The sequence below is a fragment of the Stenotrophomonas maltophilia genome (genome assembly GCF_023518235.1).
Lineage (GTDB): Bacteria > Pseudomonadota > Gammaproteobacteria > Xanthomonadales > Xanthomonadaceae > Stenotrophomonas.
In genome coordinates, this window is record NZ_CP090423.1 from 691,107 (window position 1) to 712,752 (window position 21,646).

Annotated in this window: 18 protein-coding genes; 11 read left to right on the forward strand and 7 right to left on the reverse strand. The window is 68.5% G+C overall.

Features of this window, described 5'->3' with window-relative positions:
* Window positions 1-57 precede the first annotated feature (57 nt).
* The gene (locus tag LZ605_RS03430; protein ID WP_423172559.1) at window positions 58-1,032 is read right to left on the reverse strand and encodes a LysR family transcriptional regulator; all 975 of its coding nucleotides are present in this window, start codon (window positions 1,030-1,032) and stop codon (window positions 58-60) included.
* A 38-nt stretch (window positions 1,033-1,070) separates the two neighbouring features.
* Between LZ605_RS03430 and LZ605_RS03435 the strand changes: the two genes are divergently transcribed.
* Complete coding sequence (locus LZ605_RS03435) at window positions 1,071-1,832, forward strand: SDR family NAD(P)-dependent oxidoreductase (RefSeq protein WP_249843799.1); 762 nt, start codon at window positions 1,071-1,073, stop codon at window positions 1,830-1,832.
* A 9-nt stretch (window positions 1,833-1,841) separates the two neighbouring features.
* Here LZ605_RS03435 and LZ605_RS03440 read toward each other — a convergent pair whose 3' ends face one another.
* Window positions 1,842-2,294 carry a GNAT family N-acetyltransferase gene (locus LZ605_RS03440; protein WP_249843800.1) on the reverse strand — a complete coding sequence of 151 codons (453 nt, stop codon included), beginning with the start codon at window positions 2,292-2,294 and terminating at the stop codon, window positions 1,842-1,844.
* 66 nt (window positions 2,295-2,360) lie between these two features.
* On the opposite strand from LZ605_RS03440, the gene LZ605_RS03445 reads away from it, so the two are divergent.
* The 10 genes from LZ605_RS03445 (at window position 2,361) to LZ605_RS03490 (ending at window position 14,154) form a co-directional block, all read left to right on the forward strand.
* Window positions 2,361-3,296 carry a TIGR03571 family LLM class oxidoreductase gene (locus tag LZ605_RS03445; RefSeq protein WP_249843801.1) on the forward strand — a complete coding sequence of 312 codons (936 nt, stop codon included), beginning with the start codon at window positions 2,361-2,363 and terminating at the stop codon, window positions 3,294-3,296.
* Between the two features lie 157 nt (window positions 3,297-3,453).
* Complete coding sequence (locus LZ605_RS03450) at window positions 3,454-3,765, forward strand: DUF3817 domain-containing protein (RefSeq protein ID WP_249844988.1); 312 nt, start codon at window positions 3,454-3,456, stop codon at window positions 3,763-3,765.
* Window positions 3,766-3,918: 153 nt separating this feature from the next.
* On the forward strand, window positions 3,919-5,115 hold the full coding sequence (locus LZ605_RS03455; RefSeq protein ID WP_249843802.1) for an MFS transporter: 1,197 nt from the start codon (window positions 3,919-3,921) through the stop codon (window positions 5,113-5,115).
* Entirely contained in the window at window positions 5,112-6,305 is a 1,194-nt protein-coding gene (locus LZ605_RS03460; RefSeq protein WP_249843803.1) for an isochorismate synthase, read from the forward strand. The genes LZ605_RS03455 and LZ605_RS03460 overlap by 4 nt, the downstream gene beginning before the upstream one ends.
* Window positions 6,302-7,954, forward strand: coding sequence for a (2,3-dihydroxybenzoyl)adenylate synthase (locus LZ605_RS03465; RefSeq protein ID WP_249843804.1), 1,653 nt, complete (start codon window positions 6,302-6,304; stop codon window positions 7,952-7,954). The genes LZ605_RS03460 and LZ605_RS03465 overlap by 4 nt, the downstream gene beginning before the upstream one ends.
* Window positions 7,954-8,586: an isochorismatase family protein gene (locus tag LZ605_RS03470; RefSeq protein ID WP_249843805.1), complete on the forward strand. Its 633-nt coding sequence runs from the start codon at window positions 7,954-7,956 to the stop codon at window positions 8,584-8,586. The genes LZ605_RS03465 and LZ605_RS03470 overlap by 1 nt, the downstream gene beginning before the upstream one ends.
* On the forward strand, window positions 8,586-8,843 hold the full coding sequence (locus LZ605_RS03475; RefSeq protein WP_249843806.1) for a phosphopantetheine-binding protein: 258 nt from the start codon (window positions 8,586-8,588) through the stop codon (window positions 8,841-8,843). The genes LZ605_RS03470 and LZ605_RS03475 overlap by 1 nt, the downstream gene beginning before the upstream one ends.
* The gene (locus tag LZ605_RS03480) at window positions 8,840-12,730 is read left to right on the forward strand and encodes an amino acid adenylation domain-containing protein (RefSeq protein WP_249843807.1); all 3,891 of its coding nucleotides are present in this window, start codon (window positions 8,840-8,842) and stop codon (window positions 12,728-12,730) included. The genes LZ605_RS03475 and LZ605_RS03480 overlap by 4 nt, the downstream gene beginning before the upstream one ends.
* Window positions 12,721-13,479: a 2,3-dihydro-2,3-dihydroxybenzoate dehydrogenase gene (locus LZ605_RS03485; RefSeq protein ID WP_249843808.1), complete on the forward strand. Its 759-nt coding sequence runs from the start codon at window positions 12,721-12,723 to the stop codon at window positions 13,477-13,479. Before LZ605_RS03480 ends, LZ605_RS03485 begins: the two co-directional genes overlap by 10 nt.
* Before the next feature lie 204 nt (window positions 13,480-13,683).
* A complete protein-coding gene (locus LZ605_RS03490; RefSeq protein WP_249843809.1) occupies window positions 13,684-14,154 on the forward strand; it encodes an REP-associated tyrosine transposase in 471 nt (156 codons plus the stop codon).
* Window positions 14,155-14,306: 152 nt separating this feature from the next.
* Here the strand turns inward: LZ605_RS03490 and LZ605_RS03495 are convergent, their stop codons facing one another.
* The 5 genes from LZ605_RS03495 to LZ605_RS03515 form a co-directional block, all read right to left on the reverse strand.
* Window positions 14,307-15,767, reverse strand: a complete 1,461-nt coding sequence (locus LZ605_RS03495; RefSeq protein ID WP_249843810.1) for an esterase-like activity of phytase family protein — start codon at window positions 15,765-15,767, stop codon at window positions 14,307-14,309.
* A gap of 21 nt (window positions 15,768-15,788) precedes the next feature.
* The gene (locus tag LZ605_RS03500) at window positions 15,789-18,107 is read right to left on the reverse strand and encodes a TonB-dependent receptor (protein WP_249843811.1); all 2,319 of its coding nucleotides are present in this window, start codon (window positions 18,105-18,107) and stop codon (window positions 15,789-15,791) included.
* A gap of 304 nt (window positions 18,108-18,411) precedes the next feature.
* Window positions 18,412-18,834, reverse strand: a complete 423-nt coding sequence (locus LZ605_RS03505) for a DUF2894 domain-containing protein (RefSeq protein WP_409461446.1) — start codon at window positions 18,832-18,834, stop codon at window positions 18,412-18,414.
* Window positions 18,779-19,417, reverse strand: coding sequence for an OmpA family protein (locus LZ605_RS03510; protein WP_249843813.1), 639 nt, complete (start codon window positions 19,415-19,417; stop codon window positions 18,779-18,781). The genes LZ605_RS03505 and LZ605_RS03510 overlap by 56 nt, the downstream gene beginning before the upstream one ends.
* Window positions 19,414-21,645 (reverse strand): DUF802 domain-containing protein, encoded by a 2,232-nt coding sequence (locus LZ605_RS03515; RefSeq protein WP_249843814.1) that lies wholly within the window; start codon window positions 21,643-21,645, stop codon window positions 19,414-19,416. Before LZ605_RS03515 ends, LZ605_RS03510 begins: the two co-directional genes overlap by 4 nt.
* Window position 21,646 lies beyond the last annotated feature (1 nt).

Consider the following 21,646-nt stretch of genomic DNA (forward strand, 5'->3'; position numbering starts at 1 on the left):
CTGCATTGATTCAGTTTGATCATGAGCAGCAATGAGCAGGGCATATGCGCCCTGCGCTCAACCCGGGCGTTGCAGCTCCGCGGCCAGCACGCCGGCCATCCAGGTCATGAAGGCTTCGACACGGCGGGGCAGGTGGCGGCGCTGCGCATAGACCAGATGGACCGGCATCGGCTCGGCCACGCAGTCGGGCAGCACTTCCACCAGGCGTCCAGTGCGCAGTGCATCGCGGGCGCCCAGTTCCGGCACCTGGATGATGCCCAGCCCGGCCAGCGCAGCGGCGCTGTAGCCATCGGCGCTGTTGACGGTCAGCGCGCCGCGCATCGGCCAGCTCTGGTAACGCTGGCCGTCGAAGTACTCAAAACCCGGCGAGCGCTGGCCGAGAGTGCCGACGTAATGCACCAGGTGGTGCTGGTCCAGATCGGCCAGCACCTGCGGTACGCCGTGTGCAGTCAGGTAGCCGGGGCTGGCTGCGTTGACGATGCGCATCTGCCCGAGCGGACGGGCCACCAGGCTGCTGTCGTCCAGATGGCCCACGCGCAGCACGCAGTCGAAGCCTTCGCGTACCACATCCACACGCCGGTCGGTGGCGCTCAGTTCCACTTCCAGGCCCGGATGCAGCGCCAGAAAGGCTGGCAGCTGCGGGATCACCACATTGCGGGCCATGCCGCCGGGCATGTCCACCCGCAGGCGCCCACTCAGTTCGCTGGGCTGACGCCGGAACAGATTCTGCAGTTCCTCCATGTCGTCCAGCAGATCGTGCGCGCGCTGCTGCAACTGCGCGCCGTCGGCGGTGAGGTGGACGCGGCGGGTGGTCCGGTGCAGCAGCTGGGTACCCAGGTCGGTTTCCAGTCGGGCGATGGCCTGCGACACGCTGGCCTTGGGCAGGCCGAGGCTGTCTGCGGCGCGGGTGAACGAGCCCAGCTCGGTAACGCGCAGGAACACGCGCAGGGTGTCGAGGCGGTCCATCAATTGTTCACCTGGGTTGAACAGTAAAATCAGGATCGCGCGATTTATGTGCGACGGCAATCCCAATAGTCTGGACGCACCTTCTCCTTACCCGGTGCCTGGCCATGACGTCTTCCTCCCGTGTTGTCCTCATTACCGGCGGCAGCCGCGGCCTCGGCCGCAACGCCGCCCTCGCGCTGGCCGCCGACGGCGCCGATATCGTGATCACCTACCGCGCCCAGGCCGAGGCGGCGGCCGAGGTGGTCCAGCAGGTGCAGGCACTGGGCCGTCGCGCGCAGGCGCTGCCGCTGGACGTGGCCGACAGCGCAGTGTTTCCTGACTTCGCAGTTCGCCTGCGTGACGCACTGCAGGCGTGGGGAGCCGATACGCTGCAGGGGCTGATGAACAATGCCGGCGAGGGCCTGTACGCGCCGATCACAGACACCACCGAGGCCCAGTTCGACCATGCCGTGGCGGTGCACCTGAAGGGGCCGTACTTCCTGACCCAGGCGCTGTTGCCGTTGATCGCCGATGGCGGCCGCATCCTCAACGTATCCAGCGGGCTGGCGCGCTTTTCGCTGCCGGGCAGCTCGGCCTACGCCATGATGAAGGGCGGCATCGAGGTGTTCAGCCGCTACCTGGCCAAGGAGCTGGGCGCGCGTGGCATCAGCGCCAACACGCTGGCACCGGGTGCCATCGAGACCGACTTCGGCGGTGGCCGGGTGCGCGACGACGCGCAGGTCAATGCGATGGTGTCGTCGATCACCGCGCTGGGTCGTGCCGGCCGGCCCGATGACATCGGTCCGGTGGTGGTGGCGCTGTTGTCGCCGTCCACGGGCTGGGTCAACGGCCAGCGCGTGGAAGCCTCCGGTGGCATGTTTGTCTGATCGCCGCCGTTACCGGGGCGCGGCGTAGCGGAGGGGCTGGTACACCAGCCCGTTGAACTCGCCGACGTCGCCGTCCAGCACGAAGCCGTAGCGCTGGTAGGTTGGCACCGCGTTGAGCGAGGCGCGAACCGTCAGTACCGGTTCGCGCACCTGCGGCAGTATCGCCTCGAACAGCGCGTGGCCGATGCCCTGGCCCTGGCAGTCGGGATCGACGAACAGCATGGCCAGGTGCCGGCCTTCCTTCAGTTCGACCACGCCGACGATGCGGTTTTCGTGCTCGGCCACCAGGATGTGGTTGTCGCCGTACAGGCGCGCAGCGAATGCATCGGCGGTCGCGACGCTGCCGAAGGTCGCGATGCCGACCTCGCTGACGGAAGGCGCGACGGCGGTGGTGAAGGCGGCCAGGCATACCGCGCTGATCGCGGGCAGATCATCGACGTGGGCGGGGCGGATCCTCGGCATGCACTGTTCTTCCTGTGGTGGGCGGCGCGTCATCGCCGCCGCAGCCCTGCACGCTAAGCTGTCGCCATGAGTGAATTCAATGCTGCGCACGCGTTGGTGTTTCCGGGGCAGGGCCTGAGCCTGGGTCTGATGACGCCGGTGGCGGCGCAGGGCTTGGCCGATCCGCATGTGGCACGACGCATTGCGCGGTTGGCCGATGACCTCGGCTTTGCCGCGCTGTGGACGCGCGACGTGCCGCTGATGGTGCCGCAGGGGCCGGACGCGACAGCGAGCGCGCTGGACGATCCGTTCCTGTGGCTGGGCATGCTGGCGGCGGCCACCGAGCATATCGCGGTCGGCAGCGCAGCCATCGTGCTGCCGCTGCGGCAGCCGTTGCAGGTGGCGAAGTCAGCGTTGAGCCTGGAGCGGATCAGCGACGGGCGCTTCGTGCTGGGGCTGGGCTCGGGCGATCGCCCGGAAGAGTTCGCGGCGTTCGGCGAAGACCTGGAGGGCAGGGGGGCGACGTTCCGTGAGCGTTGGTCACTGCTGCGCGCGGCGCTGTCCGTCGATGCGGAGGAACGAGCTTCGGTTCGGCAGGCCACCGGTGGTTTCGATGTATTGCCAGCGCCCACCACGCGCATTCCGATGCTGGTGGTGGGTACCGCGCGGCAGAGCCTGCAGTGGATCGCGCGCGAGGGCGAAGGCTGGGCCACCTACCATCGCGAAGAGGCGGCGCAGGAAGGCCGCATCGGCTTGTGGCAGCAGGCGCTGGCGCAGCAGGGCGGACCGGCAAAGCCGTTCGTTCAGTCGATGTTGCTGGATCTGCAGGCCGACCCGCAGGCGCCGCCCGAGCCGTTGCCGCTGGGGCTGAAGGTCGGCCGCGATGGGCTGCGCGACTACCTGCACCGCGTGCACGCGCAGGGCGTGGCGCATGTGATGTTCAACCTGGTCGACAACGGGCGGCCGGTGGAGCAGGTGGTGCGCGAGATCGGCGGGCACGTGCTGCCGGATGTGCTTCGGTAGGTGTCCACCTTGGTGGACACGGGGTTGCCGTTGCGGCCGATGGCCCCTCCGAGCCAGAGCAGTCTGGCAAGGCTCGGCTCTACATGGGGCGTGCATCTGCGTATCATTCGCATTTGATGTCCCGATGCCGGAGCCCCGCGTGACCCAACGTTCCCCCATGCACCCGAGCGGGCGGCTGTTTGCCGCGGTCGCCTTCATCGAGGCCATCACTTGGGCCGGCCTGCTGATCGGCATGTGGATGAAGTACGGGCCGATGGCCAACGTGGCGCTGGTGAAGCTGTTCGGCCCGCTGCACGGCGTGGCCTTCCTGGTGTACGTGGCGGTCACCCTGTTTGCCGCAGTACGCCTGCGCTGGCCGTGGTGGGCAAGTGCGCTGGCGCTGCTGGCAGCGGTTCCGCCGTTGGTGACGTTGCCGCTGGAGTGGTGGTTCAAGCGCCGCGGCCTGCTGGGTCTGCGTGCAACGCGCTGAACCCGCTGTTGCATGCCCATTCAAGAGAATGGGTATCAAATGCAAATACGAGCCGTTATCATTTGAGGGTGGCGTCCGGTCCCGAACGGAACGGATGCCGGGCCGGGCGCAGCTGCGCGTCCGGTGATCCTTCCCTGTTACGGCTGGTGTTCCATGCACGCACGTCCCGTCGTTCCCGGCTTGCCGGCGCTGGTGTTGGCGGCCCTGATCGGCACCATGGCGATGATGTCCTTTGTCGCGGTGATCGGGCCGGTGGTCCGCCTGCTCGGGCTGTCCGAATGGCATGCCGGCCTGTCGGTGACGGCTGCCGGCGTGCTGTGGATGCTGGCCGCACGCCCCTGGGGCCAGCTCAGCGACCGCATCGGTCGCAAGCGCGTGCTGATGCTGGCGATGAGCGCCTACACCGTGGTCTACATCGCGCTGGCGGTGTTCATCGATGTGGCCCTGCAGACGGTGCCACCGGTGCTGGTCTCGGTGCTGGTGCTGGTCGGCGCGCGCGGCCTGATCGGCCTGTTCTACGCCGCGGTGCCGCCCACGGCCGCGGCGCTGATCGCTGACAAGGCGCCGACCGGGCAACGTGCCAGGTTCCTGGCCCGGCTGGGCAGCGCCAACGCGCTGGGCATGGTGCTGGGCCCGGCCGCGGCCGGTTGGCTGGCCTATACCAATCTTTCCCTGGCGCTGTATGTGGCCGCACTGCTGCCGCTGCTGGCGTTGGCCCTGCTGGCCTGGCGGCTGCCGGCCACCGAACCGGTGGTTGGCGCGTCCGCGCCGCGCCGTCCACCGATGCGCCGCCTCGACCCACGCCTGCGCCTGCCGCAGCTGGCGGCGTTCATCGCCATGGTCTCGGTGACCATCGCGCAGGTCACGGTCGGCTTCTTCGCCATCGACCGTCTGGGACTTGATGCAGCAGCCGGTGCGCGCATGGCGGGCATCGCGCTCACCGCAGTCGGCGTCGGCCTGATCCTGGCGCAGGCGCTGGTGATGAAGCTGGACGTGCACCCGCGCCGTTGGATCATCCTGGGCGCGCTGATTTCCGGCATCGGTTTCGCCTCGGTGGCGGGCGTGCAGCAGGCCTGGCAGTTGCCGGCGGCCTACGCGCTGGCGGCCTTCGGCATGGGCTTCGTATTCCCCTCGTTCCAGGCGCTGGCTGCCGATGCGGTGCAGGCACAGGAGCAAGGCGCCGCCGCCGGTACCGTGGCCGCCGCCCAGGGCCTGGGCATGGTGGCCGGGCCGATGCTCGGCACGCTGTTGTATCGGGGCGGGCCGAGCCTGCCTTACCTGCTGGTGGGCGCGCTGTTGCTGTTGCTGTGTGCGCTGGCCGCAGCGCATCGGATGAAGGAGACCGCATGAACGATTCCCTGATGCAGGGCGCGTGGCCGGAGGCTGCGCCAGCGCCGCTGGAAACCTCGGACGACGCCTCGTTGTTCCTGTTGCAGCACGCCGGCCAGCATGTGCATGCGCGTGGTTGCCGCGCGTTACTGCCCGCTGGGGCGCTGGCGACGCTGGCCGAACGTGCCAGCACGTTCTTCGCGCAACAGCGCGGCGGGCCGGGCCTGCTGGTCGGTGCGGTGCCCTTCGAGCCGCGCGCCGACGATGCGTTGTACCAGCCCGAACGCCTGCTGCCGCCGTTGCCGTTGCAGCCGCAGGCAGCACCGCCGCTGGACGGTACGCTACGGGCCGAGCCTGCGCCGCAGGTCTACGCGGCGGCCGTGGCGGGCGCGGTGCAGGTGCTGCGCGCACCGGAACACGATCTGCACAAGGTAGTGCTGGCGCGCAGCCTGCTGGCGCACACCCGCCATGCGCTGTCACCGGAGGTGCTGCTGGCGCGGCTGGGTGCCGATCCTTCGGTGGCGACCTATGCGGTGCCGCTGCCGGTGGAGCTGGGTCAGGCCCCGGCCTGGCTGGTGGGGGCGACGCCGGAGCTGCTGCTGCGCAAGCGCAGCACCCAGCTGCTGTCGCATCCGTTGGCCGGTTCGGCGCGACGCAGTGCCGATGCCGCCGAAGACGAGCGCGCGGCACAGGCGCTGCTGGCCTCGGCCAAGGATCACGACGAGCACCGCCACGTGGTCGAGGCGATTGTCGATGGGTTGGCACCGTACTGCCGCCACATCGACGCGCAACCTCGTCCCGCACTGCACGCCACGGCCAGCATGTGGCACCTGGGCACCCGCATCCATGCCACGCTGAAGGATCCACAGACCTCGGCCGCCGAGTTGCTGGCACAGCTGCATCCCACGCCGGCGGTCTGCGGCACGCCGCGTGCGGCCGCGCTGCAGCGTATCCGCGAACTGGAGCCGGTGCCGCGTGGCTTCTATGCCGGCGCGGTGGGCTGGTTGGATGCACAAGGCGACGGCGACTGGTACGTGGCGATCCGCTGTGCGCGGCTGCAGGGCACCCAGCTGCGCCTGTACGCCGGTGCCGGCATCGTTGCCGAGTCGCAGCCGGAGGCCGAAGTGGCCGAAACCGCAGCGAAGTTCGCTGCCCTGTTGAACGCACTGGGCGTGCATGACACAGCGCCCGCGATCGAGCCCGCCGCATGAACACACCGACCGTTTCCTCCCGCCTGCCGTTGCAGCAGGTCTGGCCCGAGCCCCTGGTGGCGCGCTATCGCGAGGCCGGCCACTGGCGCGGCGAAACCTTCCCGGGCTTCCTGCGCGAACGTGCCGAGCGCTATGCCGATGACATCGCCGTCGTCGCCGGCGACGTGCGCCTGAGCTATGCGCAGCTTTGGCACGAAGCCGGGCGTATCGGCGCGGGCCTGCTGGAACGCGGGTTGGAGCCGGGTGAGCGGGTGCTGGTGCAGCTGGGCAACACGGCAGGATTCATCGCCACGGTCTGTGGCCTGTTCCGCGCCGGCCTGGTGCCGGTGTACGCGCTGCCCGCCCACCGCATCACCGAACTGGTGCATTTCGCCCGCAAGGCCGAAGCCAGTGCCTACATCACCACCGACCTGCACGATGGCTTCGATCACCGGGCGCTGGCGCAGGCATTGCAGGCCGAAGTGCCGGCGATACGCGAGGTGGTGATCGATGGCAATGCACAGGCGTTCACCGCGCTGGATGCCCTGCAGGGCGACCGCGCCCGGTTGCCAGCCGACCCGGACCCGCAGTCGGTGGCCTTCCTGCAGATTTCTGGTGGCAGTACCGGCCTGTCCAAGCTGATTCCGCGCACCCACGACGACTACATCTATTCGTTCCGCGCCAGCAACGCGATCTGCGGCATCGACCGCGACAGCGTGTACCTGGTCGCGCTGCCGGCCGCGCACAATTTCCCGATGAGTTCGCCGGGTTTCTTCGGCGCGCTGTATGCCGGTGCCCGCATGGTACTCAGCCCCGGCCCCGGGCCGGATGCCGCTTTCCCGCTGATCGCCCGCGAGCGGGTGACCTGCTGCGGCCTGGTGCCGCCGCTGGCGCTGCTGTGGGCGCAGGCCGCAGCCACCGCCAAGCACGACCTGTCCAGCCTGCAGGTGCTGCAGGTGGGCGGTGCCAAGCTGGTGCCAGAGGCGGCGCGGCGGGTCATCGAGGGTCTTGGCTGCACATTGCAGCAGGTGTTCGGCATGGCCGAGGGCCTGGTCAACTACACCCGGCTGGATGATCCGGAAGACCTGATCGTGGCCTGCCAGGGCCGGCCGATCAGCGAGCATGACGAAGTGCGCGTGGTCGATGACCACGACCAGCCGGTCGCCGAAGGCGAGGTCGGGCATCTGCTGACCCGTGGTCCGTACACCATCCGTGGCTACCACAACGATGCGGTAGCCAACGCACGCGCGTTCACCGACGACGGCTTCTACCGCACGGGTGATCGCGTGCAGCAGCTGCCCGGTGGCTACCTGGTGGTGCAGGGCCGTGCCGGTGACCATATCAACCGCGCGGGCGAGAAGATCTCCGCCGAGGAGATCGAGGACCACCTGCTGGCCCACGCTGGCGTGTTCGACGCCGCCGTGGTCTCCATTCCCGATGAGTATCTGGGCGAGCGCAGCTGTGCCTTCGTGATACCGCAGGGCGAGCCGTTCAAGGCGCCGGCGCTGAAGGCCTGGATGCGCGGGCGTGGCCTGGCCGCGTTCAAGGTGCCGGACCAGATCGTCTTCGTCGACAGTTTCGATACCACTGCGGTTGGCAAGATCAGCCGCCGCGAACTGCGCGCGCAGCTGCGCGCGCGTCATCTGCAACAGACAGGAGGAACGCGCTGATGGCGCTGCCCCGTATTACCGATTATCCCCTGCCGACGGCTGCCGAACTGCCGCCGGCACGCGGCCCGTGGCGCCCGCAGCGTGATCGCATCGCGCTGCTGGTGCATGACATGCAGCGCTACTTCCTGGCTGCGTTCGACGCCGGCAACGCGCCGCTGCGGCCGGCGGTGGGCAACATCGCGCGACTGCTGGCCCATTGCCGCGCGTACGCCATTCCCGTGTTCTATACCGCCCAGCACGGCGACCAGGATCGTCGTGACCGTGGCCTGCAGGCTGACCTGTGGGGCCCGGGCATGCGCCGCAGTGCCGACCACGAGCCGATCATCGAAGCGCTGGCACCGCAGCCGGGCGAGCATGTGCTGGTCAAGCACCGCTACAGCGCGTTCCAGCGCAGCAACCTGGAAACGATGATGCGGGTTCGTGGCCGCGACCAGCTGCTGGTGACTGGTGTGTATGCGCACATCGGCTGCACCGCGACGGTGGTGGAGGCCTTCCAGCGCGACATCGAAGCGTTCATTGCCGCCGATGCGGTGGCCGACTTCTCGCGTGCCGACCACGATCAGGCGCTGCACTGGATCGCGCGCACCAGCGGTGTGCCGATGACCACCGACCAGTTGCTGGAGGTGCTGTGATGGCGGCCACGGGTGAAGCGCTGGACCTGGAGCGCATGCGCGCCGATGTGGCGCGGGTGCTGGAGTGCATGCCGGCCGAGATCGGTGACGACGACAACCTGATGGATCTGGACCTGGACTCAATGCGCATGCTCGGCCTGGTGCTGGCCTGGAGCAACACCGGCCTGCCGCTGGAGTTCTCACAGCTGGCCGAGCACACCACGCTGCGCCAGTGGTGGGGTGTGGTGCAGACACTGCAGGCGTCGCAGAACGCATGAATGCCGTTGCGCTGGCCACACCGGTGGCGTTGACCGAGGCGCAGGCCGGACTGTGGTTCGCGCAGCGGCTGGCGCCGGACAATCCATCCTTCAACACTGCCCATGCGGTGTGGATCGACGGACCGCTGGATGTGGCGGCGTTCCTTGCGGCGGTCGACCAGGCGGCGGCCGAGGCAGAGGCCTTCGCGCTGCGCTTTGCCGAGCGTGCCGATGGTCAGCCCGTGCAGTGGCATGAGCCGGCGCACGTGCCACGGCTTTCGGTACGTGATGTATCGGCCGAGGCGCAGCCCGCGTCAGTGGCACGTGCGTTGATGCAGGCTGACCGGCTCAGTGCGGTCGATCCAACCCGCGACCGGATCAGCCAGCAGGTGCTGTTCGACCTGGGCGGGCAGCGCTGGGTCTGGTATCTGCGCGTACACCACCTTGCCGCCGATGGCTACGGTATGGCGCTGTTCACCGATCGCGTCTGCGCGCTGTACGCCGGTCGTGCGGGCGAGCCGCTGCCAGGACTGGCAGCGGTGCTGGCCGATGATGCCGCCTACCGGGCCGATCCACGCCGTGCTGCCGCTGGGCAGTGGTGGCGCGAGCAGATGCAGGGCGCCCCGGCTGGCGCTGGCCTGGCCGGATCGCTGGAGGCGAGCAGCGACGCGCTGCGCTGGGTGCAGCCGCTGGATGCGGCGTTCCGCGAGCGCCTGCTGCAGGTGTCGGCAGGTTGGTTGCAACCCTGGCCGGATGTGCTGGCTGCACTGTCGACCGAGTACCTGCGGCGGATGAGCGCGGCCGACGAAGTGGTGCTGGGCGTGCCCTACATGGACCGGCTCGGCAACGCGTCGGCGCGGGTGCCGGCGATGGTGATGAACGTATTGCCACTGCGTGTAGCAGCCGGCGAGGGCAGCGTCGAGGCCTTCACCCGCGCGCTGGGCCGGCAACTCAGTCAGAGTCGCAAGCACGGTCGCTACCGGGGTGAGCAACTGCGCCGTGATCTCGGCCTGGTCGGCGCGCAGCAGCGCCTGCACGGCCCGATGGTGAACGTGCAGCCGTTCTACAAGCCGTTGGCGCTGCCGGGTGTACAGGCGACGCTGGAGGTGCTGTGTACCGGCCCGGTTGACGATCTGACGCTGGGCTTCCGCGGCGACGGCCAGGCGCTGCTGGATCTGGAGATCGAAGCGAATCCCGCACTCTACAGCCGCGAGGATGTGGAAGCGCATGCGGCGCGGCTGCTGCATTTCGTGTCGACGGCACTTGTGTCGGAAAGCATCACAACGGTGCCGTTGGCCACCGACCAAGAGGCAGAGCAGGTTGTGTTCGGCTTCAATGCCACCACGCGCGCACTCCCGCAGACCACGCTGGTCGAGCTGCTGCAGCAGGGCATGGATCGTGATCCGCAGGCGCCCGCGCTGGTGTTCGGCGAAACGGCGCTGGACCATGCCACGCTGGAAGCGCGCAGCTTCGCACTGGCGGCACAGCTGCGCGCGACGGGCGTCGGCCCCGGCAGCGTGGTGGCGGTGGCATTGCCGCGTTCGCTGGAACTGGTGATTGCACTGGTGGCGGTGCTGCGCGCGGGGGCGGCCTACCTGCCGCTGGATCTTGCCCACCCCGATGAGCGCTTGGCGCGCATCCTTGCGTCTGCGCAGCCGGCCTGTGTTCTGGCCGTGGCGGACGCACAGATGCGCATGCCCGGCGTGCCGGTTCTTGCACCGGAGCGATGGACCGCGCTGAGCTTTGCCGCGCCCTGGGCCGACCCGGCACCCGATGATGCGGCCTACGTGATCTATACCTCCGGCTCGACCGGCGAACCCAAGGGCGTGGTGATCGAGCACCGCGCCATCGTCAACCGTCTGCTGTGGATGCGCGAGCATTACGGTATCCGCGCCGACGACCGGATTCTGCAGAAGACGCCGGCCACCTTCGATGTCTCGGTATGGGAGTTCTTCCTGCCGCTGCTGTGCGGTGCCACGCTGGTGATCGCTGCGCCGGATGCGCATCGTGATCCGACCGAGCTGGCGCGACTGATCAGGGCGGAAGGCATCACCACGGCGCATTTCGTGCCGTCGATGCTGGATGCCTTCCTGGCGGCGCCGGCCTCCCACGGCCTGCAGATGCGCCGGGTTTTCACCAGCGGCGAGGCGCTGGACGCCTCGCTGCGCGATCGCTTCCACGCGCGTGTGCAGGCCGAACTGCACAATCTGTATGGCCCGACCGAAGCGGCCGTGGACGTCAGCTATTGGCCTGCATCTTCGCAGGATCGGTCACGGCCGGTGCCGATCGGCTTCCCGGTCTGGAACACACGCCTGTACGTGCTGGACGCGCGGATGCAACCGCTGCCGGTGGGCGTGCCCGGTGACCTGTATCTGGGCGGCGTGCAGCTGGCGCGTGGCTACCTGGGCCGCGACGACCTGACCGCCGAACGCTTCCTCGCCGATCCGTTCCTGCCGGGCGAGCGCATCTATCGCACCGGCGATGTGGCGCGCTGGCGCGCCGATGGCGCGGTCGAGTATCTCGGCCGCAGCGATCATCAGGTGAAGCTGCGTGGACTGCGCATCGAACTGGGCGAGATCGAAGCAGCGTTGCGCGAGCTGCCGGGCATGGACCGGGTGGAAGTGCTGCTGCGCCAAGATGCGCCCAACGATGCGCGGCTGGTGGCCTATGTGCCGGCCGCGCTGGCCGACGCGGCGGTGCTGCGCAGCCATCTGGCCACACGCGTGCCGGACTACATGGTGCCATCGGCCGTCGTGGGCGTGGATCACTGGCCGGTGACCGCCAACGGCAAGCTGGACCGCAACGCGTTGCCGAAACCCCCGCAGCAGGCGGTGGCTGGGCTGGCCGCGCGCACACCGCTGGAGCGGGAGCTGGCGGGCCTGTTCGCCCAGGCCCTGGGCCGCGCCGATCCGGTAGCGGTCGACGCCGACTTCTTCAGCCTGGGCGGCGATTCGCTGTCTGCGGTGCACCTGTTGCTGGCCATTGAACACCGTTGGCGCTGTGATCTTGGCTTGGGCGCATTGTTCGCGCAGCCGACTGTGGCCGCGCTGGCCGTACGCATCGCCGAACCCCCGGCGCTGGCCGACCACGCGTTGGGGCCGGTGATCGCCTTGGCCGTGACCGACGCCATCGAGCCTTCACCGCTGTTCGTGCTGCACCCGGCCGGTGGCATTGCCTGGAATTACCGCACCCTGGCGCGCGCGCTGCAGCCGGCGCGTGCGGTGTATGGGCTGCAATCGCCGGCGCTGGACGCACAGCAGCCGCTGCCTGGCAGCATCGAGGCGATGGCCAACGACTACGTGCAGCGCGTGATTGCGTTGCAGCCGCACGGGCCGGTGCATCTGCTGGGCTGGTCGGTGGGCGGCATCCTGGCGCAGGCGATGGCGGTGCGCCTGCACGAGATCGGGCGCGAGGTGGGTGAGCTGGTGCTGCTCGATGCCTATCCCAGCGAGTGCTGGCGGGCCGAGCCCGAACCGGACCCGATTGCAGCGCTGCGTGCGCTGCTGGCCATCGCCGGGCACGAGCCCGACGCGCATCCGGAACTGGACAGCCGTGAGCGCATCCTGGCGTTCCTGCGTCGCGGCGGCAGTGCGCTGGGCAGCCTGCCGGATGTGGTGCTCGACGGCGTAGTGCGTGCGGTGACCGGCACCAACCGGCTGATCCGCGAACATCACCACCGGCCATTCATCGGCACCCTGGTGCATGTTCGCGCCGGTCGCGATCACCAGGCGCGGCCGCAGCTGCAGTCGGCGCTGTGGCGTGCACACGCGCACAAGGTGCAGGCGCTGGAACTGCCGTTCCTGCATGCCGAACTGACCGGACGCGATGCGGTGGCGCAGCTGGCACCGTGGTTGTCGGCGCGTCTGCGCCAATGGGATGAACAACAGGAGATCGCAACATGCAGTTGACCGGTTTTGAAGGCCGCGTGGCGTTGGTGACCGGTGCTGCCGGTGGCATCGGCGAGGCCTTGGTGCGGCTGTTGGCCGAGGCCGGATGCACGGTACTGGCGACTGATCGCGAAGTGCCTGCCGTGGCCGGACCGCGCGTGCAGGCCTTGGCACTGGACGTGACCGACAGCGCGGCCGTGGATGCGCTGGTGGACCGCGTGGAGGCCGACATCGGGCCGATCCAGCTGGCCGCCAGCGTGGCCGGGGTGCTGCATGTGGGCGCGGTGGCGGCGACCTCGGATGCCGACTGGCGCCGCGTGTTCGCTGTCAATGCCGATGGCGTGTTCCATGTCGGGCGTGCACTGGCGCGTGTCATGTCGCCGCGCGGTGCGGGTGCCATCGTGACCGTCAGCTCCAACGCCGCCGGCGTGCCCCGGCACGGCATGGCGGCCTACGCCGCGTCCAAGGCGGCAGCGACCATGTTCACGCGCTGCCTCGGGCTGGAGCTGGCGCCGCTGGGCATCCGCTGCAACATCGTCGCACCGGGTTCCACGCTGACCCCGATGCAGACCGGCATGTGGCAGGACGCGCGCGGCGCCGAGCGGGTGATCGCCGGCAACCTGGAGACCTACAAGGCCGGCATTCCCCTGCGCAAGCTGGCCACGCCCGAAGACATCGCCCATTCGGTGATGTTCCTGCTGTCCGAGCAGGCCGGCCATGTGGCGATGAGTGACCTGTACGTAGACGGTGGCGCCACCCTGCACGGCTGAACCCAGACCGCGCAACATCCGCTGACGCCCGACCGCTCGCCGACAACCCACACATGTCGGTAGTGCCGGCCGCTGGCCGGCAACCCACAGAGCCCGGTAGTGCCGGCCGCTGGCCGGCAACCTCAGACAGCTTTCAGGCATCTCCCTGCCTTCACCAAGGCACGCCCCGACATTCAAGCCCAGTCACCCGATCCACCATGGGCCATGAGCAGCCATCGCCTACGTCTCGGCCGTCACTCCATCATCGGCCAGGCCTACGTTCTGACCACAACGACGCATCAGCGTCGCCGGCTCTTTGAAAGCAACGCCACCGCCGGTTGCGTGATCGATCAATTCCACTACATCGAACAACGAGGACTTGTACGGTCGCTGGCCTGGGTGGTGATGCCGGATCACGTGCATTGGATGCTGGAGCTGACGTCTGCGAACCTGGCCGATGTTGCGCGCCGGCTCAAGTCCTCCAGCTCGCTGGCATTGAACCGGCTGGCCGATCGTCGGGGTGTGGTATGGCAGTCCGGCTATTACGACCACGCGCTGAGGGCCGCGGAGTCGCTTGAGCGGCAGGCCCTGTACATCATGGGGAATCCGACCGAAGCGATCGGGGAGTATCCGTTTGCATGGTCGGTTTGGTTTGATGCCGGCCAGCGGCCGGCACTACCGAGGAAGGGCGGGTGACTGCAGGTAGTGCCGGCCGCTGGCCGGCAGAATCAGTCAAGTTTCCGGGATCTTCTTTTGACCACGCGGCGAGGGGCGGACCGGAGCGATCGGGGAGTATCCGTTTGCTGTGATGCCGGCCAGCGGCCGGCACTACCGGGATACACCGCCGGTCAGGGCAGGGCCAGGCGGTACACCAGCACGCGGTTGTCGTTGTCGTAGGCGCTGTCGCATACCTCGCCCTGCATGCGGCAATGACGGGCGATGAAGTCGTTGTCGTTGCCGATCAGCAGCAGCACGTCGTTCGGATGCTGCGGGTCCATCGCCGGCAGCAGGTCCATCGCCTCCCACTTCTCCGACAGCAGGCCGTCGTGCGGGCCGCGCCGGGTTTCCAGATCCAGCCCGGCTCGCGCCAGCTGCGGTCGGTCGAGCAGGTTCAGCAGTTCGTCGCTGCGCGCGGGCATGATCTCCGGCTTCAACGCGGTGCCGGTCGGGTCGGCCAGCAGCGATGTGGTGCCGGTTTCATACGGGGAGCCGGCCAGGTTGCTGGCACCGGCCACATCCACCAGCAGCACTGACTTGTAGACGATCGGATCATCGCCGTCCTTGCCCAGGCCATTGCCATCGCGCGCCAGCAGCAGGAAGCGGTACGCGTCCAGGGCGCGTAGTTCGCTCTGCGCGGCGGTGCGGTCCAGCTTGCCCTTGCCGTCGTGGGCGTAGGCGGGCAGGGCCATCACGTAATGGCTGATCGGCTGCTGCGGCGTAGGCGAGGACGTCACGTCGTAGACCAGCACGCGGGTATTGATGCGGCCTGCGGCATTACCTTGTGCGCTGTCCTGCATCGTCGCGCTCTGCAGGGCCACGAACAGCCGGCTGCCATCGGGTGAAAGGCCCATGCCTTCCGCGCCCTGGTTGTTGCGGCGCCCGCTCTGCGGTGGGGCCAGCGAGCCGAACGCCGGCTTGCCATCGCGCTGCGGCCTGATCGCCGGCGGTGCCACGATCACGCCCTGCAGCTGGCCCTGTGCATCGAAGTAGTAGACGTTGGCGGTGTACTCATCGCCGATGTAGAAATGGCCGTCTGCGGTGAATTGCAGCGATTCCGCATCCAGCGAGACCTTGCCCGCACCGGCGCCGTTGGCCGGCGAGGGCAGCACCACCTCGCGCTGGGTGATCGTGTGGTCGCCCGGGTCGGCGCCAGTGAATGGCTGACCGTTGAAGTCCTTCAGCACAACGCCCTTGTCCGGCACCATCGTCAGCCTACCCAGCGTACCGGCCTTGCCCTGCGTCGTGTCGATACGCAGCTGCATGCGCTCCACGCGGCCGGCGTAGTCGTAGAACAAGCCGGCCTCGGGATCGTTGCGGCCACGGTCGGGCAGGGTCCACAGCACGCCCTCGTAGCCGTTGGCGGTACGTTTCCAGGTGCCGGGCTGTACCGCCAGCGACGAGAACGAGCCCAGCGTGTCGCCGAGGAAGTCGAGCGTGCCCGCCGGCAGTCGCCCCGCTGCAACCAGGCCTTTGTCCGCATAGGTGCGACCGCCCAGCTGCAGGGTGCGCGGCGGCGCGCCGCTGGCCTCATGCGGGGCGGAGTATCCGCTGGCCGACAATGTGGCCAGCAGCAGGGCGGTTGCGAGCATCAGTGGACTCCCGGCCGTCGATCAGAAGCGAAGGTCTAGGGTACCGAACACCTGGCGCGGTGCCGACGCATGGAACACGTACAGCTTGCCGGCCGGATCGCTCGGTGCGAACACGCTCGAATCCAGGTTGCTGGCGTAGCGCTTGTTGGTCAGGTTGGTCACATTGAACGACAGACGCACGCCCTTGGCGAAGCTGAACTGGCCGAAGTCATAACCACCGGCCAGATCGAACAGGGTGAAGCCACCGAAGCCCTGGTCATTGGTATAGGTGTAGAAGCGCTCGCCGGTGTACTTGCCACGCAGGCTGGCGAACCAGCCGTTGTCGCGCCAGGTGATCTCGGTGGCCAGCAGCTGCTTGGGGGTATCGGTCTGGATCTTGCCCTTGATCTGCTGTTCGACGCCGGCCTGCACGTAGTTCGACGCATAGGTCGAACGGTTCAGCGAGGCCGAGGTGTACCAGCTGAAGTGCGCGTTCGGGGTCCACAGCACGGTCAGCTCGGCGCCACGGCTGTCGACGCCGCCCACGTTGTAGAAGCGGTTGCCGCAGGTCGGGCCGACCGGCTGCCGCGAGTCGCAGGGGTTGTACTGCAGAAGGCGGTTGTCGAAGCGTACGTTGTAGGCGGCGATCGAGGCCTGCAGGGTGTCGGTGACGAAGCGGTAGCCCGCTTCCAGAGAGCGCGATTCTTCCGGCTTCAGGTTGCCCTGCGCGTTCCAGGTGGCCTGGCTGACCGCCTGCGGGCCCAGCTTGAAGCCGCCTTGGAACATGGCGATGTTCTCGGCGTAGCTGGCGAACACTTCGTGATGCTCGGCCAGGCGCAAGTTGGCACCCACGCTCGGCAGGAAATCCTTGCTGGCCTTCAGCGAGCCGGTGGCGAACTGGTTGTTGGAGGTCGGCGAGATCGGCGTCTTCGCATCGCCTGGCAGGGCCTGCGCGTCGGAGGTGGCATGCGGGCTCTTGGCGCCGAATTCCAGGGTCAGGCGATCATCGAGCAGGCGCCAGGTGTCCTTCAGGAAGAACTGATGGGTCTTCCAACGCGTGCGCTGGGCGAACACGCCGACATCGGAGGGCAGGGTGTTCATGCCGCTGAGGTCGCGCGGACCGTCCACGGCGGTCTGGTAGCGTTCGGCGCTGCTGGTGTTGCGCTCGTACCAGACGCCACCCTCGATGCGGTGCGCGCCCAGTTCCCAATCGAACGACAGCGTGCCGCCATCGCGGTCGATGGTATAGATCGTGTTGCGGAAGATGATCGGGATTTCCTGCGCGTTGCCCTTGTTCGACCACGCGCCGCTGTTCCAGTTGTGGCCTTCGCCGCGGTCGTCATGGTGGTAGGCCAGGGCCCGCAGGCTGAAACCATCGGCCAGGAAGAAGTCACCGGCCAGGTAGTAGAGGTTGTCATCGCGCAGGATCTGTCCGGCGGTGAAGGCGCCGTCGGCATCCTTGTCCGGGCCGCTGTTGTCGCACTTTTTCGCATTGAAGCTGGCGGTATTGCAGTAGGCCTTGGCCACCGCCTTGTTCCAGTCCGGCGCGTAGCCGCCCCAGTCCCAGCCCAGGCCGCGCGACATCTCGTCCTTGGACAGGTAGAAGTAGTCGGCCTGGGTGGTGCGCGACGTATCGACGAAGCCGGTGATCTGGCCGCGGCCGAAGTTCCACACGCCCTTGGCGTTGAACTGCTTGGTGATGGATTGGTTGTAAGCGGTCTGGTCGTTCCACAGGTCCGAGACGGCGTTCATGCCCGACACGTAGCCGGAGAAGCCGTTGTACTCGCCACTGTCCACTCGCACGAAGGTGCGACGGTTGGCATCGCTGCCGAAGGTCTGCACCACGCGGCCGCCGAGTTCCTGCGCCGGGCGGTCGGAGGTATAGGAGATCGTGCCGCCGAGGTTGCTGGTGGACGGCGTACCGAGGCTGCCGATGCCCACCGCCAGTTCCGCGCCGGCCATGTTCTCGCTGATCAGCGCACGGTTGATGGTCAGGCCGTTGTAGTTGTTGTACGCGCCATCGCCCAGCGGCACGCCATCCAGGGTGTAACCCAGGCGGGTGGAGTTGAAGCCGCGCAGGCTGAGGGTCATCGACTGCTCGTTGGTGCCCAGCGCATCGGCCGACTGCGCGTTGACGCCCGGCAGCAGGTTCAGGGTCTTCTGCAGGCTGGTGCCTGGCGGCAGGATGTCGAGGTTCTCGCGGGTGATGCGCTGCACCTGGCGCGCTTCGCCGCTGCCGATCACCGAGACGGTGTCCAGTTCAGTAGCGGAGGTGCTGCTGGAGGTCGGGGCAGCATCCTGCGCCCAGGCCGCGGGGGCAAGCGCAATGGACAGCGCAGCGGCCAACAAAGTCTTGGTCATGTTACGGACACTCAGGCAGGCAAGAGCCACCGCGTGGGTGCGGAGCTCATGGAGTTCAAAAGGGGAGACAGCCGATGCGACCGGCAGCGCTGCAGGCGCCGTGGGCCAACGTGAAAATGGTGCGCTAGACAGATGACTGTCTGGTGACACCGCTACACACGTGGCATGCCGACGCAGGCATCGGTAGATGCCAACCTGGGTTGGCATGCGCCGCGTCGTTGGTGGAGCGCCGACCAAGGTTGGCGGCTACCAGGCGCGCGGAACAGGTCCAGGGGCGCCGAACGAGGTCGGCGTCAACGCGCGATCAACCCGTGTTGCGCGGCTTGCGCGTGCGCTTGGGCTTGCCGGTATCAGCGCCGCTGGCGGCGCCGTCCTGCAGCGCCTGCAACCACGACAGGGTGTCGACGTAATCGATGAAATGCCGCAGGTAACCGGGGCTGGTCGACTGCATCGTGTCCAGCATGCGCTGCACCAGCACCGCCGAGTTCAGCGGGCCGCCGTCGGCCGGGGCTTCGGCGCGCAGCGAGCGACGTACCTGCAGTTCGCTGCGCAGCTCGGACCATTCGCGCTGTGCCTGCGCCAGCATCGGCACCTGCGGGTAATGCGCCAAGGCGCGCGATCCCGCGTCGAGATCGCGAACCAGGGCGCGCAGGCCCTCGCGTGCGGGCGGCTTACTTGCCATCCGGGGTCTTGGGCTTGGGAATCGGCGCGATCTCGACGCGGCGATTGCGCGCGCGGCCGTCCTCGCTGGCGTTGGAACTGACCGGCTGCTCGCTGCCGAACGCGGCGGCAAACACGGCGTCGGCGGGTACGCCGTCGGCAATCAGGGTGCGGGTCACGGTCAGCGAGCGCTGCGCGGAGAGCTCCCAGTTGTCAGCGAAGCGGCGATTGCCTTCGCGCACCGGTGCGTCATCGGTGAAGCCGCTGACCATCAGGATCTCCTCGCGGCTGCCCAGGTAAGCGGCCAGCGGAGCGGCCAGGCTGCGCAGCAGTTCCTGGCCTTCCGGCTGCAGCTGATCCGAGTTCAATGCGAACAGCACGCTGCCGCTGATGCCGATGCGGCCATCAACCAGGGTCACACGGCCGGCGGCGAGCGGGCCGGCCAGTGCCTGTTCCAGGGTCTGCAGGCGCTTGGCTTCGGCCTGGCGCTGCTTCACTTCCTGGTCCAGCCGCTGCGACAGTTCCAGCTGCACGGCCACCACGCCGACCAGGATCAGCACGAATGCGCCCAGCAGCACCGACATCAGGTCGCCGAAGGCGGCCCAGATCGGGGCGTGCGAGCCGCCATCGACCTCCAGCTCGTCGCTCATGCGCTGCCGGCCTTGCCGCGGCGCGTGGCCAGCTGTTGCAACTCTTCCATCACCTGCTTCTGCGACAGCAGGCTCAGGTCGACCACCTCGCGTGCCTGTGCCACGTAGTAGGCCAGCTGTTCGTCGCTGCGCGCCAGCGAGGCGTCCAGCGCACCGCCGATCAGTTCAAGGCGGCTGGAAAGCTCGGTGGAGGCGCTGCCGAACTGCGCAACCGCTTCACCGAAGGCGCCAGCCAGCTGGCCCACGTCGCCGGCACTGCCGCTGAGTGCTGCGGCGATGGCATCAAGCTTGCCGGTCTCGGCGGCGATATGGTCGGTGAAGCGGTTGCCGACGCGTTCCAGCAGCTCGGCCGAACCGCCGACCAGCGCGTCCACCGCGGTGCGCTGTTCGTGCGAGGCGTGGTTGATCGCATCAAGCAGGGTCTGCACGGTAGCCAGCAGGCGGCCGCGTTCTTCCAGCATCGCGTTGTCGCGCACCAGGCTTTCCGACAGCGTGCTGCGCAGTTCATTGATGACGTCGGCGGCGGCCTTCGGCGCGTCGGCGGCGGTCTGCAGCAGGGTGGAGACTTCGGCGAGGGTGGCGTTGGCCTGCGCGCGGCCGTTGTCGCCGATCTGCTGCGCGGTCGCTGCCAGGGTGTCGCAGACCTGCTGCTGCTGTGTGGCCAGATCGCGGGAAATGGCCTGCAATGCGTCGCTCCAGTGTTGCAGGCGCTGCTCATCGCCGGCCTGCAACTGCGAATGCAGCGTGGCGTGCGCCTGCTGCAGTTCGGCGCTGACCGCGTCCCAGCGCGCCTGGCGCTGTTGTTCACGGCGGTCCAGGCTGGCCTGCAGCTCGGCATGTGCGGTCGCGGCGGCGGCCTGCGCGGCCTGCCAGTCCTGCGAGCGCTGCTGCTCGTGGTCCTGCAGCAGCGACTGGCTGGCGGCATGGCGTTCGTCCAGTGCCTGCAGCAGCGCCTGCGCACGCTCGTCCAGCTGCTCGCTGGCGGCCAGCAGGGCCTGTTGCTGGCGTTCGACCAGCGCGCTGTTCAGCGCCTGCTGCTGCTCGGCGGCGCTGCGCCAGGCCTCGGCGTTGCCGCTGGCATCGGCCTGCAGGCGCTCGCCGAGGCGCGCGACCAGTGCGTCGGCCTGCGTGCGTTGGCCCTCGCTGAAGCCCTGCAGGTGCTGCCGCAGATCGCTGACCAGCGTCTGCTGCGCCTGGGTCTGTTCGCCCAAGACCTTGGCCCAGCTGGCTTCGGTGGCCACGCGGCTGCGCTCGAAGCCATCGGCCAGCCCGGCCAGCTGTGCCTGCACGGCCTGCTCGACACGGGCGTGCAGCGCTTCGCCATGGTGAGCCAGGCCGGCCAGCGTGGTTTCGGCCATCGGCTGCAGCGCCCCACCGATGGCGGCGGCGCTGGCTTCGGCGCCTTCGCGCAGCGACTGCTGCAACGACAGCGCGAGGCGTTCCTGCAGCGCCTGGCTATGGGTCAGGAACTCGGCCTGGCCGGCCAGCAGGCGCTCGTTGGCGGCCGTGCTGTGCTGTTCAAAGGTTTGGGTCAGCGCCTGCAGGCGGTCCACCAGCGCCGGCAACGCAGCGGACTGCGCCTGCAGCAGGCGCAGCGATTCGGCGCGCTGCCAAGCCTGCGAGTACGGATGCAGGTCGCCGGCAATGGCGCGGTCCAGCTGCTGCACGGCCTGCAGGCGGTCGCGGCGCAACAGGGCGGCCAGCAGGCCGAGCATGGCCGAGCTGGCAACACCGGCAATCGAGGTACCGAATGCCACTGCCAGGCCCTGTACCGGCGAGGCCAGCGAGCCACGGATGGCGGCCATGTCGGTCGCGCTCTGCAGCGCCAGGCCGGTGCCGCGCAGGGTATCCATCATGCCCAGCAAGGTGCCGAGCATGCCCAGCAGCACCAGCAGACCGACCAGGTACGGGGTCAGAACCGGTGCGGGCAGGGCGGTGCGCTCGCCCTCCACGCGCAGGCGCACGGCGTTGCGCAGGCCCACCGGCACGCGCTCCAGCCAGGGGGACAGGCTTTCCCGCGCAGCGGAAAGATCACTCAGTGCACTGCGCAGGCCGTTGCTGGACTGGCGATAGCGGTACAGCTCCACGCCACCGGCGATGTAGCAGGCCGCGATGATCGCCGCCACCGCCGCACCCAGGGGATGCACCGACACATAGCCAATGCCGATCCAGCACACGGCCAGCAGGCCGACAAGGAAGACAACGACATGGAAAGCAGTTCTGGACATG

What these genes read in the sequence shown, in the direction of transcription:
- LZ605_RS03435 (WP_249843799.1), top strand. Translation starts at nt 1,071, where the DNA reads ATGACGTCTTCCTCCCGTGTTGTCCTCATTACCGGCGGCAGCCGCGGC.
- LZ605_RS03440 (WP_249843800.1), bottom strand. Translation starts at nt 2,294, where the DNA reads ATGCCGAGGATCCGCCCCGCCCACGTCGATGATCTGCCCGCGATCAGC.
- LZ605_RS03445 (WP_249843801.1), top strand. Translation starts at nt 2,361, where the DNA reads ATGAGTGAATTCAATGCTGCGCACGCGTTGGTGTTTCCGGGGCAGGGC.
- LZ605_RS03450 (WP_249844988.1), top strand. Translation starts at nt 3,454, where the DNA reads ATGCACCCGAGCGGGCGGCTGTTTGCCGCGGTCGCCTTCATCGAGGCC.
- LZ605_RS03455 (WP_249843802.1), top strand. Translation starts at nt 3,919, where the DNA reads ATGCACGCACGTCCCGTCGTTCCCGGCTTGCCGGCGCTGGTGTTGGCG.
- LZ605_RS03460 (WP_249843803.1), top strand. Translation starts at nt 5,112, where the DNA reads ATGAACGATTCCCTGATGCAGGGCGCGTGGCCGGAGGCTGCGCCAGCG.
- LZ605_RS03465 (WP_249843804.1), top strand. Translation starts at nt 6,302, where the DNA reads ATGAACACACCGACCGTTTCCTCCCGCCTGCCGTTGCAGCAGGTCTGG.
- LZ605_RS03470 (WP_249843805.1), top strand. Translation starts at nt 7,954, where the DNA reads ATGGCGCTGCCCCGTATTACCGATTATCCCCTGCCGACGGCTGCCGAA.
- LZ605_RS03475 (WP_249843806.1), top strand. Translation starts at nt 8,586, where the DNA reads ATGGCGGCCACGGGTGAAGCGCTGGACCTGGAGCGCATGCGCGCCGAT.
- LZ605_RS03480 (WP_249843807.1), top strand. Translation starts at nt 8,840, where the DNA reads ATGAATGCCGTTGCGCTGGCCACACCGGTGGCGTTGACCGAGGCGCAG.
- LZ605_RS03485 (WP_249843808.1), top strand. Translation starts at nt 12,721, where the DNA reads ATGCAGTTGACCGGTTTTGAAGGCCGCGTGGCGTTGGTGACCGGTGCT.
- LZ605_RS03490 (WP_249843809.1), top strand. Translation starts at nt 13,684, where the DNA reads ATGAGCAGCCATCGCCTACGTCTCGGCCGTCACTCCATCATCGGCCAG.
- LZ605_RS03495 (WP_249843810.1), bottom strand. Translation starts at nt 15,767, where the DNA reads ATGCTCGCAACCGCCCTGCTGCTGGCCACATTGTCGGCCAGCGGATAC.
- LZ605_RS03500 (WP_249843811.1), bottom strand. Translation starts at nt 18,107, where the DNA reads ATGACCAAGACTTTGTTGGCCGCTGCGCTGTCCATTGCGCTTGCCCCC.
- LZ605_RS03510 (WP_249843813.1), bottom strand. Translation starts at nt 19,417, where the DNA reads ATGAGCGACGAGCTGGAGGTCGATGGCGGCTCGCACGCCCCGATCTGG.
- LZ605_RS03515 (WP_249843814.1), bottom strand. Translation starts at nt 21,645, where the DNA reads ATGTCCAGAACTGCTTTCCATGTCGTTGTCTTCCTTGTCGGCCTGCTG.